Source organism: Stenotrophomonas sp. PS02301, from assembly GCF_029959485.1.
Lineage (GTDB): Bacteria > Pseudomonadota > Gammaproteobacteria > Xanthomonadales > Xanthomonadaceae > Stenotrophomonas > Stenotrophomonas maltophilia_Z.
This window is the reverse complement of the sequence record NZ_JASCOO010000044.1, coordinates 1-12326: the sequence shown is the minus strand read 5'-3', so window position 1 is coordinate 12326 and position 12326 is coordinate 1. Positions and strand designations below refer to the sequence as shown.

Below are 12326 nucleotides of genomic sequence, written 5' to 3'. Positions count from 1 at the left end.
GGCGCGTGCCGGGGCGCAGCAACGGCTGCGGCTGTGCTCAGGTGCGCCGCGTGGAGGGCGCCAACGGCAGCACCGCCACCAGCCAGACCAGCCAGACCCCGAAGGCCACGCGCTGGGCCATCGGGGCCGGCAGCAGGGCCTGCAGCGCGAACGCGGCAAGCAGCACCCCCACCCCGCAGGCCAGGTGCAGGCCGCCCACGGCGCGCCACGCCGGCAGCCGCAGCGCGCCGATCCCGGACATCATCGCGCCCGGCACGAAGGCCAGCACCCACACCATCCAGGCACTGGCGTGGTACTGGCTGGCCGGGTTGTCCAGATCACGGGTATCCAGCGGCAGCACGCCCATCGCGGTGAAGCCGACGCCGGCCAGCATCAGCAACTGCGCACCCACCCGCATCGACCACGGCGCGGTGCGCGGCACCCGCAGCAGCAGGCGCAGCGCAACGAGGCTGGCGAGCAGGCCGGGCAGCGCGAAACCGAGCATGTTGAACGCCTGCGCATGCGGCACGTCCATCGCCCCGAGCAGCGCGACCGGATGGCCGACCGGATCGAACAGCGGCAGCGCCGCGCCGAAGCCCAGCACCGCGCCCACGAACAACACCGCGGCGGCAATGCCCAGGCCACCTTCCCAACGTTGGATTCCCTGCATGCGGCTCACCCGGCTGCGTCTGAAGGCCTGCATTGTCGCTGTTCCAAGCGGAATCCGCCCGGTGGGGTTGCGTCCGGCCGCGGGCGGCACCATACACTTCCTCTCCAGTTTCCCGTTGATTTGAAACCATGAGCGATCTGCCCCACGTCTTTGACGCCACCACCGAGACCTTCGAGACCGAGGTCCTGCAGAAATCCCTGCAGACCCCCGTGCTGGTCGATTTCTGGGCCACCTGGTGCGGCCCCTGCAAGACCCTGGGCCCGATGCTGGAAAAGCTGGCCGGCGACTATCACGGCGCCTTCGAGCTGGCCAAGGTCGATGTCGACAAGGAACAGCAGATCGCCGCGGCCTTCCAGATCCGCTCGGTGCCGACCGTGTTCCTGGTCAAGGGCGGTCAGATCGTGGACGGTTTCCCCGGTGCGGTGCCGGAAGGCCAACTGCGCGAGTTCCTGACCCAGCACGGCGTGGTCCCGCTTGAAGCGGCCCCGGACGAGGCAGAAACCGTCGAAGCGCCGCCGCTCGACCCGCAGGCCCAGGTCGATGTACTGCGCGCGGCGATTGCCGCCGAGCCGGACAAGGAAGAGCTCAAGCTCGATCTGGCCCTGGCCCTGCTGCAGACCGGCGCCACCGCCGAGGCCACCGCCCTGATCGACGCGCTGCCGGCCAACCTCTCCACCGATGACCGCGCCGTGCGCGCCCGCGCCCGTCTGGAATTCGCCAGCGCCCTGCAGGAAGCCCCTGCTCCGGAGGTGCTGGAGGCGCGCATTGCGGCCAATGGCGACGATCTGCAGGCGCGCCACCTGCGCGGCGTGCAGTTGCTGCTGTCCGGGCAGGATGCTGCCGCGCTGGAGCAATTCCTGGACATGCTGCGCCGCGACCGCAGCTACGACGACGGTCGCCCGCGCAAGCTCCTGATCGATGCCTTCAAAGTGATCGAGGATGAAGACCTGGTCGGCCAGTACCGCCGCCGGATGGCCTCGCTGCTGTTCTGATCGGCCACGGCCAGCGCCTTTCGGGGGCGCTGGCCCAACGAAGCCGCCTATCCAGACCGGCAACTTCGATGTGTGACGTGAATCACGTTCAGAAACCCTGCACGACTCCCGGGCAATAATGCCGCCGCGGCCCACTGGAGGCTGCGATCCATCGGGGAGGATGAGGTCTGGGCCATGGCGGCCTACTTGGCTGCGCCCCGCCTTGCAGGGCCGTGAATGACCGTGAGATTGACCCGATTCCTCCGTTTCCCGATGGCCGCCCGCCTGTTGGTGCTGGCCGCCATGATGCTGTCTGCCGCGCCGGTCCTGGCGCAGGACTGGACCTACCGGGTCCGCCCCGGCGACACGATCTGGGACCTCAGTGCCCGCTACCTGAAGCCGTCCATCGCCTGGGAGCAACTGCAGTCGCACAACGGCATCGCCGATCCCTACCGCCTGCCGCCCGGCAGCCAGCTGCGTTTCCCCGTCGCCTGGCTGCAGGTGCAGCCCGCCCCGGCGCGGGTACTGGCCGTGCGTGGCCCGGTGCAGAGCCAGGCCGACGGCCAGCCCCATCGCGAGGTGATCGAAGGCGACCTGCTGCGGATCGGGCAGGAACTGGTCACCGGCGAGGATGCCAGCGTCACCGTGGTGTTTGCCGATGATTCGCGGCTGCAGCTGCGCGAGCGTTCGCGCCTGCGCTTCGACCAGCTCTCCCGCTACGGCCGCACCGGCATGGTCGATACCCGCCTGCGCCTGGAACAGGGGCGCGCCAGCAACCGGGTGACCCCGGCCAACGGCCCCGCCTCGCGCTACATCATCGATGCGCCGACGGCGACCAGCAGCGTGCGTGGCACCGTCTTCCGGGTCAGCGCCGGCCAGGACGGCCGCGGCGCGGCCACCGAAGTGCTGGAAGGCCGCGTGCAGGTCGGCAACCCCCGCGGCCAGCGCCTGGTCAGCCGCGGCCAGGCCACCCGCAGCCCCTCGCTCGACGCACGCCCGGCCGGCGTGGAGGCGCTGCTGCCCGCACCGGTGCTGTCGAGCGAACCGCAGCGGCTGGCCACCCTGCCCGCGGCGCTGGCCTGGCAGCCGGTAACAGATGCCGCCGGGTACCGGGTGGAGGTCGTCCGCGCCGACCAGCCGGAGGTCCTGCTGTTCGCGCGCGATACCGACGCCACCACACTCACCCTGCCCGATCTGCCGCCGGGCGAGCTGCGTCTGCTGGTCCGCGCGGTCAGCGCCGAGCAGGTGGAAGGACTGGATGCCGAGCAGGATTTCCAGGTGCGTGACCAGCCGGTCGCGCCGCTGACCGTGCGGCCGCTGCATGGCCAGACCATCAACAGCGCGCGGCCGCGCTTCGAATGGACCCGGGTGGCCGAGGCCGAGCGCACGGTGCTGCAGATCGCCCGCGATCCGCTGTTCCTCCCTCTCCTGCTCGAACAGGACACCCGCGCCACCCACCTGCGTCCCGTCCTGGACCTCCCCCCGGGCGAGTATGTCTGGCGCGTGGCGTCGGTGGATCGCAACGGCGACCGCGGGCGTTTCGGGCAGCCGCTGCCGCTGACCATCACCGACGAACCGGTCGACCCGGCGCTGCAGCCGCCGGAGGCCGCCAAAGGCCAACTGACGCTGCGCTGGCAGGCCGGCGAACCCGGTCAGCGCTATCGCGTGCAGTTGGACCGTCGTGGCGACTTCCGTGCCCCGCTGCTCGATCAGGAACTGGACCAGCCGGAGGTCTCGATCAAGCGCCCGTGGCACGGCACGCTGCACGTGCGCGTGCAGTACATCGATGAGGACGGTTACGCCGGTCCGTTCTCGCCGGCCCAGCAGATCGCCCTGCCGTGCCGGACCTGTTACGCCACCGGGGGCGGTGCGCTGTTGTTGTTGCTGCTGCTGTGACGCCCCTGCACCTGCCCTGGCCGCAACGCATCGCGCTGGCCGCACTGGTCGGCGCCCTGGCGGTCGCGGCCAGTCACTGGCAGTGGTTCTGGAAACAGGATGAGGTGGTCTACGACGCCTACGTCGGTGGCTGGGAATACACGCCCGACGCGCGCCTGCTGATCGTGGCCATCGACGACAACAGCCTGCAGCAGCTGGGCCAGTGGCCGTGGCCGCGCGGTACCCACGCGCGCCTGCTCGACCGGCTGACCGACGCCCGCGCCGCGCGCGTCGTGCTGGATCTGATGCTGTCCGAACCGGACCGCCAGGACAGTACCCAGGATGCCGAACTGGCGGCGGCGATCCGGCGCAACGGGCATGTGGTGCTGCCGGTGCTGGCCGCGCCCGCCAGTGGCCCGCGCATGGCCGAAGAACTGCTGCCGATTCCGCTGATCGCCGCCAATGCGGCCAGCCTGGGTCACAGCGACATCGAAGTCGACGGCGATGGCGTCGCCCGCGGCCTGTACCTCACGGCCGGTATCGGCTCACCGCACTGGCCGGCCCTTGGCTTGGCGCTGGCGGACACCCACGGCCCGCTGCCCGGGCTGCACGATGATCAGCCGGACCTGGTGTCGCCGTACCAGTGGCGCCGCGACCACTACGTACGCGTGCGCTACGCCGGTCCGCCCGAACGCTTCCCGCAGGTCTCCTACGCCGATGTGCTCAACGGCGAGGTCGATCCGGCGCTGCTGCGCGGCCGCCTGGTGCTGGTCGGCATGACGGCAAGCGGGATCGCGCCGCGCCTGCTGACCCCAACCACCCGCGAGCGCTGGATGAGTGGCAGCGAGTACCAGGCCAACGTCGCTTCGATGCTGCTCGCCGACAAGGTGATCAATCCCCTACCGCCAGCGTGGCAGAGCGCCCTCAGCGGGCTGCTGGTGGCCCTGTGCTGCCTGTTGTTGACCCTGCCGCGGGCGTGGCTGAGCGGCGTGCTCGCCCTGCCGTTGACGTTGCTGGCGAGCTTCGTGCTGCTGCGCGCCGGCAACCTGTGGTTCGCACCGGCCGCCGCCTTGATCGGCATGCTGGCGGTGATCCTGGCCTGGACGCTGTGGCGGGTCAGCGCCTGGCGCCGCCAGGCCAACAGCGATGCACTCACCGGGCTGGGCAACCGGCTGCGCTTCGAGCAGACCCTGCAGGCCGAGCACGATGCCGGCCGCCGCAGCGGACGGCCGCTGAGCCTGGTGCTGATCGACGTGGATCACTTCAAGCGCCACAACGACGATTTCGGTCATCAGGCCGGCGACACCGTGCTGCGCCGGATCGCGCAGGAGATCCGGGCGCACGCGCGCCGGCCCCGCGACATGGCCGCGCGCTTTGGCGGCGACGAGTTCGCGCTGATCCTGCCCGACACCACGCCGGAAGGCGCAGTACAGGTGGTGCAGGATCTGGTCGCACGGGCGCAGGCGCTGGAAATCCCCGCCGGCCACGGCACGACCACGCACATCACGGTAACCGTCGGCGTGTTCACCCGGGTGCCGACGCCCGGCACCGAGCCGCGGCACTTCTTCGAAGGCGCCGACGCCGCGCTGTACCGGGCCAAGGGAGCCGGACGGAATGGGTATGCGGTCGATGACGGCGGGCCGGGCTGACCCCCCAAGGCACCCATACGCAGGCGAATGGTAGACTCCGGTCACCCTCAGCACCGAGATGCGATCCGAATGAAGGCCTCCGTCTTCCGCCTTGGCCTCAACCTGTGGCCGCCGTTCCTGTTCACGGGCATCCACGTGACCACGGTCAGCCCGGACTACCGCCATGTACGCGTCGAACTGCGCATGCGCCCGTGGAACCGCAACTACGTGGGCACCCACTTCGGTGGCAGCCTGTTCGCGATGACCGATCCGTTCTGGATGCTCACCGTGATGCAGAACCTGGGGCGCGATTACTACGTCTGGGACCGCGCGGGGGAGATCGAATTCCTCAAGCCGGGCCGCGGGACGGTGGTTGCCGAGTTCCGGCTGGACGAGGCGCTGCTGGATCAACTGCGTGCGGCCACTGCCAGCGGGGAAAAGTACCTGCACTGGTTCAGCAATGACATTGTCGATGCGAAAGGCGAAGTGATCGCCCGCGTGCGCAAGCAGGTCTACCTGCGCCTCAAGCCCGAGGCGCGCCAGCGCGCGGGATGAGTCATCGCGCGCTTGCTATGCTCGCGCGCCCGCTTCACCCCACGGACGACCATGCGCCTGCCCCTGCTCGCTGCCCTGCTGCTCACTGCCCTGCCCGCGTTCGCGCAGGAACTGCGGATCCCACCGGTCGACTATCCGGTATTGCCCGCCCACGCCACCCGGGCCGAAGGTTTCGTGCCGTCAGGATGGCGCATCGAGCAGCAGCTTCGCGGCGATCTCAACGGCGACAAGCGCGATGATCTCGTTCTGGTGCTGCGCCAGCAGGACCCGCGCAACATCGTCGAACACGATGGCTTCGGCATCAGCCCGCTGGACAGCAATCCACGCATCCTCGCCATCGCCTGGGGCACGCCGGCCGGCTACACGCTCGCTGCGCAGAACCACACATTGATCACCCGCCACGAGGCCCCGAACCTGTCCGATGTGTTCGACGACGGCGACGGCGTATCGATCGTGGGCGGCACGCTGCGCACCACGCTGTTCTTCTTCTCCAACGCCGGCAGCTGGTCGACCGGCTCGGCCAGCTACACCTTCCGCTGGCAGAACGGTGCCTTCGCGTTGATCGGCTATGACCGCAACACGATGATGCGCAACTCCGGGCAGACCGAAAGCCTGAGCATCAATTACTCGACCCGCCGCGTGCGCCATGCCGCGGGCAGCATCGAATCGGACCAGGACAGCGTGCGCTGGGAGACCCTCGCCTCGCCACGCCGCTGGACGCTGGAGACGGTAGGCGATGGCAGCGACTTCGACCCCTTCGGTCCGGCGCAGGATCGGTAAGCACTGCGTCGCCGCACGCCTCTTATCGTGCGGGCGCGCGCATCGGCACCTGCACTGTCGGCCCGGCCTCGTCCATCTCCACACGCCGATCGACCTGCAGCCACTGGCCATCGTCGCTGAGTACCGGTGCGCGCGTGGGCGAACGCAGCGCCTCGGGCAAGCGCTTCAGCGTCTGCGATGATGCCGTGGGCTGCTGCCGCAGCCAGCGCTGCGCGGCGACCAGGCGCAGCATCGCGGCGGCATCCTGCGGGCGGCCGGCATACTGCCGCATGTCCGGCCCGCCGATGTTGGCCACGGCACAGCCCAGCGGATTGGCGATGCAGGCAAAGCGATCCTGCGCGGGCCCGGGAATGGGCGTGGGCGCGTCGCGCGCTGCTACCAGTTCTGCACTGGCGGCGCACGCCCACGCATAGCGGGGCGCCATGCGCGCCAGAGTGCGCGGCACATCCAGCAACAGGCGATGGTCGTCAGGGTTCCCAGTGGACGGCCGCACGCCCGCCCGGGCCAACGCGAACTCACCGCGCATCGCCGTGCACAGGCTCTGCTCGCCGGCCGTCATCGGCGCCAGTGCCGCCGCGCAGACCGCAGGCAGTGCAGCGTCGGCGGGCAGTTCAACCAGCATGTCCGCCAGCAGCCGCGCGTTGCTCTCCACCATCGCCGCGCCGACCATGCTGGTGATCAGCGTATCGCCCTGCCCCGTCATCGCCCGACCACTGAGGATGTCCGCGCAGGCACCGGCAAGTGCGGTGCCACTGTCGCCCCGTACATGCGCCAGCGCGTGGGCTGACAGCGGATCAAGCAGCGGCTGAAAGACGGGCAGCGGCGCCATCGGGTCCGTGCCGAATGGCTCGAACGGGGAGACGAAGTGACCGTAGCCGGCCAGCGCGGCCACGCGCTGGTGAAGCGCATCGTGGCCGGCATGCGTGGCGGCGAACCCCTCGGGGTCCGCACGCACCGCTGCAAGACAGCCGACACCCCGGCGGCCACAACGCGCCAGCGCCGACAGCGGGACCGCGGGGAACCGCCCTTCCGCGCTGGACGCTAGCGGCCGCTGGCCAGGCGTGCCGTTGCGCCAGCGCTCGACATCCTGTGCGATCAGGGTCTCGCGCCCGCGGGCATCCAAGCCGTCGTAGCGCAGGGTCCACAACGCGGTGAAGCCGTTCTCACCAGGCCTGGGCAGCGGCGCCTGCAGCAGCCGCATCGCCTCACGCTGCTCGGCCGGCAGCGGCCAGAAGCGCGAAGCCGCCCAGAGCCCCGCCACGGCCAGCACCAGGCTCAGGATCGAGATGCCCACCCATTTCAGTCCATTCCTCACCACAGCATTCTCCCCAGACCCCGCGTCCTGCGGGGATGGGCAGCGTAAACCGGGCATCGCCGCCGCTACAATGCGCAGATGTCGCCCGAAGCCCCCCAACTCGTTCCGCGTCCCTCCCTGCAGCGCCTGTTCCTGACCGGCCTGCTGACCCTGCTGCCGATCTGGCTGACCTGGGTGGTGGTCAAATTCGTGTTCGTGCTGCTTTCGGGCATTTCCAGCCCGCTGGTGGTGCCGCTCTCCGAGCAGATCGCCGCCTCGTTCCCGCATTACCTGGGCTGGATCAAGGTCGAGTGGATGCAGGACATCATCGCCCTGGCCGCCACGCTGCTGGTGATTCTCTCGGTGGGCGTACTCAGCCGCCGCGTGATCGGCCAGCGCCTGCTGCGCTGGTTCGGTGCGGTGATCAAGCGCATCCCGTTGGCCAGCATCATCTACGACAGCGCCAAGAAACTGCTGGACATGCTGCAGACCGAACCGGGCAGCACGCAGCGTGTGGTGCTGATCGACTTCCCGCATCGCGACATGAAGTCGGTCGGCCTGGTGACGCGGGTGATGAAGGAAGAAGGCAGCGGCCGCGAGCTGGCCGCCGTATACGTACCCACCACCCCCAATCCGACCTCGGGCTATCTGGAAATCGTGCCGGTTGAGCTGCTCACGCCCACCGACTGGACCGTGGACCAGGCGATGAGCTTCATCATCTCCGGCGGCGCGGTCGCCCCGGAAACCATGCCGTTCACCCGCGCCGGCGATCGTTGAGCATCGCGGCAGCAGCATGCTGCCGCAGCTGACTGGCCGCCGTACATGACAAACCTGACCGGGGGCCGATGCTGGCCGTACGCAGGCGAATCGGGCAAGCTCCCGTGTCTGTGCGTTTACGGAAACAGCCGATGCCCCACCCCGCCCGCGCCCTGGCGCTTGCCATTGCCGTACTGATGGCCTTCAGCGCTGCCGCTCCGGCCGAAGCTGCCAAGAAGAAGGCCACCCGGCCCGCAGCGGCCCAGTCCCGGCCCGCTGCCAAGCCCAAGGCCAAGCCGCGTGCACGCCCAGCCGCCGCCCCTGCCCGCCAGCCGCTGGTGCGCCAGCAGACCAAGGCCGCGCAGCTGGACCGGATCTACGATGAGTACTGGGATGCCTCGATGCGGCTCAATCCGCTGCAGGCCACCTTCCAGGGCGACAGCCGCCACAACGATCAGCTGCCCAACATTCTTTCCGCCGCCTACCGGCAGCAGTCGCATGACTTCACCGTGGAGTGGCTGGGCAAGGTCGAGAAGATCGGGCCGGACGGCCTGACCGGCCAGGACCTGCTCAGCTACGAAATCTTCGTGCGCGACGCGCGCATGTCGCTGGCCGCCGAGCAGTTCCCCGGCTGGATGCTGCCGGTGAGCCAGTACTACAACCTCGGCAGCATCATGGCCATTCTCGGCTCCGGCTCCGGTGCGCAGCCGTTCAACACGGTGCAGGATTACGATGGCTGGTCGCGCCGCTCGCTGGGCATTCCGGCCCTGTTCGAGCAGGCCATCGCCAACATGCGCCAAGGCATGGCCGCCGGTGTGGTGCAACCGCGTGACCTGATGGAAAAAGTACTGCCGCAGCTGGATGCGGTGATCAAGCCGACCGCGGAAGAGAGCATCTTCTGGGGGCCGGTGCGCAATCTGCCCGACGATTTCCCGGCGGCCGACAAGGCGCGCATCACGGCCGAATACAAGCGCATGATCGAGTTCCGCATCATGCCGTCCTATCGCGCCCTGCGCGGCTTCATCGCCACCGAGTACCTGCCGGCCGCGCGCAGCACCGATGGCCTGGCCGGCCTGCCCGGCGGCAAGGCCTGGTATGCGCAGACCATCGTGCAGAGCACCGCCTCCACGCTGACGCCCGAACAGATCCATGCCCTGGCCGAACAACGCGTGGCCACACTGCAGGCGCAGATCGCCACGATCATGAAAGACAACAAGATCCGTGGCTCGCAGCAGAAACTGCTGCGCACCATGCGCACCGACCGCGATTTCCAGTACGCCAACGCCGATGCGCTGCTCAACCGCTACAAGCAGCTGCAGAGCCAGGTCAACGCGCGCCTGCCGACGCTGCTCGGCACGCTGCCCAAGGCCCCGATGGAGATCCGCGCGGTCGAGCCCGAACGCGCGGCCACCGCCGGGGCGGTGAGCTACCAGCAACCATTGCCGGACGGGATGCGCCCGGGCGTGCTGTACATCAACACCGGCGATCTGCCGAGCCGCCGCCGCTGGTCCGCACCGATGCAGTTCCTGCATGAGGGCATTCCCGGCCATCACGTGCAGCTGGGCCTGCAACAGGAGCTGGACAAGCTGCCACGCTTCCGTCGTCTGGGCGGCGATATCGCCTTCGTGGAGGGCTGGGGCCTGTATGCCGAATCGCTGGGTGAGCAACTGGGCGTCTATCAGGATCCCTACGAGCGGATCGGCTATCTGCAGGCCGCGCTGACCCGTGCCGCGCGCATGTCCGCCGATACCGGCGTGCACGCGCAGGGCTGGAGCAAGCGCCAGGCCGTGGACTATCTGGTCAAGACCGCGGACATGAGCGCCAGCGATGCCACCGCGGAAGTGGAGCGCTTCATGGCCCTGCCCGGGCAGACCCTGGCCAATGGCCTGGGCGAGCTGAAGATGATGGAGCTGCGCGACAAGGCCAAGGCCTCACTGGGGGCACGTTTCGACGCGCGTCGCTTCCATGAGGAAGTGCTGCGCGACGGCTCGATGCCGCTGGATATTCTGGACGCCAAGATCGCCCGCTGGATCGCCAGCCAGAGTGGCGCGGCCACGCCCGCGCCCTGAACCCTGAAGGAAACCGAGCATGCACATCGTCGGGCATCTGCGTGTGTGGATCAGCGCGATGTGCATCGCCGGCAGCGGCACCGTCATCGCAGCGCCGGTGCTGACGCCACCGGATCCGGGCATCGATGCGCTGATGCAGCGCTACGACGGCCAGGTCCCCGGCGCGGCGGTACTGGTGCTGCACGACGGCCAGCCGGTGTTCCGGCGCGGCTACGGGCTGGCGGTGCTGGAAGATCGCACCGCGGTGACCGCGCAGACCAATTTCCGCCTGGCCTCGGTCAGCAAGCAGTTCACCGCCGCGGCGATCCTGCTGCTGGCCGAGGATGGTGCGCTGGGCCTGGATGACCCACTCAAGCGCTGGCTGCCCTCGTTGCCGGCGGCCGCCGATGCCATCACCCTGCGCCAGCTGCTCAGCCACACCAGCGGCCTGATCGATTACGAAGACCTGATGGCCACCGACGCGTCCGCGCAGGTGCGTGACCCGGATGTGCTGCACCTGCTGGAAGGCCAGGATCGGACGTACTTTGCACCGGGCACAGCCTACCGTTACAGCAACAGCGGCTACGCGCTGCTGGCGCTGGTGGTCGGCAAGGCCTCCGGCACCGATTTCGCCAGCTTCCTGCGCCAGCGGATTTTCCTGCCGCTGGGCATGCGCGACAGCGTGGCGCATCAGGACGGCGTGGACGATATCGCGCGCCGCGCCTATGGATACAGCGAGCGCGACGGGCGCTGGCAGCGCACCGATCAAAGCCCGACCAGCGCAGTGCTCGGCGATGGTGGCGTGTATTCCTCGCTGGATGACCTGGCGCGCTGGGATGCGGCGCTGTATGACCAGCGCCTGTTGAAGGCGACATCGTTGAAGCAGATGTTCTCCCCTGCCACCCCCACCGCCGAGACGGACGTGCCGTTCTACGGTTTCGGCTGGCGGCTCAACGGTGGCGCGCAGTGGCACAGCGGCGAGAGCATCGGCTTCCGCAACGTGATCCTGCGCTATCCGGCGCAGCGCCTCACCGTGATCGTCCTCAGCAACCGCAATGCCCCCGAACCCTATCCGCTGGCGCTGCAGATCGCCCGGCGCTGGCTGGATACTCTGCAATGAACGCTTCTGACACTTCCCCACTGATCGGCATCCACCACGTGGCCCTGATCTGCGCCGATTACGCCCGCTCCAGAGACTTCTACACCCGGGTGCTCGGCCTGCAGGTGATCGCCGAAAACCACCGCGCGGCGCGCGACTCCTGGAAGCTCGATCTGGCCCTGCCCGATGGCAGCCAGCTGGAGCTGTTCTCGTTCCCGGGCGCGCCCACACGGCCCAGCCGCCCCGAGGCGCAGGGCCTGCGCCACCTGGCCTTCCGCGTGCACACGCTGGAGCCCATGATCGCCCGCCTGACCGCGGCCGGGGTGGCCTGCGAACCGATCCGGGTGGACGAGTACACCGGCCGCCGCTTCACCTTCTTCGCCGACCCGGACGACCTGCCGCTGGAGCTGTACGAGATCCCGGCCGACGCGGGCTGAAGCGTGCACCCGGCACGTTCCGTACCGGAGCGAATGGGTATACAGTCGGCCCTGTACCGGCCACCTGCGCCGGCGTTCACGGACATCCCTGGGAGGGGAACATGCGCAAGACCTTCAAGACCCTGTTGCTGGCGCTGCCGCTGATGATGGCCGCGATGTCGGCCAGCGCCGCCGCCGGCGCCCCCCGCCGCGGGGAGCCCCACCCCCCCCAGAACCGCCATGGTAACTGGATAG

11 protein-coding genes are annotated in these 12326 nt (G+C 69.2%); 9 read left to right on the top strand and 2 right to left on the bottom strand.

Annotated features, from left to right (window positions below; translation table 11 throughout):
- Window positions 1–37: 37 nt before the first annotated feature.
- Complete coding sequence (locus QMX81_RS12120; protein WP_152154207.1) at window positions 38–649, bottom strand: DUF998 domain-containing protein; 612 nt, start codon at window positions 647–649, stop codon at window positions 38–40.
- Between the two features lie 128 nt (window positions 650–777).
- Here QMX81_RS12120 and trxA point away from each other — a divergent pair, with 128 nt between their 5' ends.
- From trxA to QMX81_RS12095, 5 genes are all read left to right on the top strand, one after another.
- The gene (gene trxA / locus QMX81_RS12115) at window positions 778–1641 is read left to right on the top strand and encodes a thioredoxin (RefSeq protein ID WP_121038603.1); all 864 of its coding nucleotides are present in this window, start codon (window positions 778–780) and stop codon (window positions 1639–1641) included.
- A gap of 252 nt (window positions 1642–1893) precedes the next feature.
- The gene (locus QMX81_RS12110; RefSeq protein WP_152154221.1) at window positions 1894–3516 is read left to right on the top strand and encodes a FecR domain-containing protein; all 1623 of its coding nucleotides are present in this window, start codon (window positions 1894–1896) and stop codon (window positions 3514–3516) included.
- The gene (locus QMX81_RS12105; RefSeq protein WP_282261817.1) at window positions 3513–5144 is read left to right on the top strand and encodes a CHASE2 domain-containing protein; all 1632 of its coding nucleotides are present in this window, start codon (window positions 3513–3515) and stop codon (window positions 5142–5144) included. The genes QMX81_RS12110 and QMX81_RS12105 overlap by 4 nt, the downstream gene beginning before the upstream one ends.
- Window positions 5145–5213: 69 nt before the next feature.
- On the top strand, window positions 5214–5678 hold the full coding sequence (locus QMX81_RS12100; protein ID WP_121038612.1) for a DUF4442 domain-containing protein: 465 nt from the start codon (window positions 5214–5216) through the stop codon (window positions 5676–5678).
- Window positions 5679–5729: 51 nt separating this feature from the next.
- Window positions 5730–6458, top strand: a complete 729-nt coding sequence (locus tag QMX81_RS12095) for a hypothetical protein (RefSeq protein WP_121038615.1) — start codon at window positions 5730–5732, stop codon at window positions 6456–6458.
- Between the two features lie 22 nt (window positions 6459–6480).
- Here the strand turns inward: QMX81_RS12095 and QMX81_RS12090 are convergent, their stop codons facing one another.
- Window positions 6481–7752 carry a hypothetical protein gene (locus tag QMX81_RS12090; RefSeq protein ID WP_282261811.1) on the bottom strand — a complete coding sequence of 424 codons (1272 nt, stop codon included), beginning with the start codon at window positions 7750–7752 and terminating at the stop codon, window positions 6481–6483.
- A gap of 99 nt (window positions 7753–7851) precedes the next feature.
- Between QMX81_RS12090 and QMX81_RS12085 the strand changes: the two genes are divergently transcribed.
- The 4 genes from QMX81_RS12085 to QMX81_RS12070 all read left to right on the top strand — a co-directional run bounded on the left by QMX81_RS12085 (window position 7852) and on the right by QMX81_RS12070 (window position 12092).
- The gene (locus tag QMX81_RS12085) at window positions 7852–8529 is read left to right on the top strand and encodes a DUF502 domain-containing protein (RefSeq protein WP_070425632.1); all 678 of its coding nucleotides are present in this window, start codon (window positions 7852–7854) and stop codon (window positions 8527–8529) included.
- 131 nt (window positions 8530–8660) lie between these two features.
- Window positions 8661–10577 (top strand): DUF885 family protein, encoded by a 1917-nt coding sequence (locus tag QMX81_RS12080; RefSeq protein ID WP_152154213.1) that lies wholly within the window; start codon window positions 8661–8663, stop codon window positions 10575–10577.
- Between the two features lie 19 nt (window positions 10578–10596).
- Window positions 10597–11676, top strand: a complete 1080-nt coding sequence (locus tag QMX81_RS12075) for a serine hydrolase domain-containing protein (RefSeq protein ID WP_152154215.1) — start codon at window positions 10597–10599, stop codon at window positions 11674–11676.
- On the top strand, window positions 11673–12092 hold the full coding sequence (locus QMX81_RS12070) for a VOC family protein (RefSeq protein ID WP_121038627.1): 420 nt from the start codon (window positions 11673–11675) through the stop codon (window positions 12090–12092). Before QMX81_RS12075 ends, QMX81_RS12070 begins: the two co-directional genes overlap by 4 nt.
- The last annotated feature ends 234 nt before the right edge of the window (window positions 12093–12326 follow it).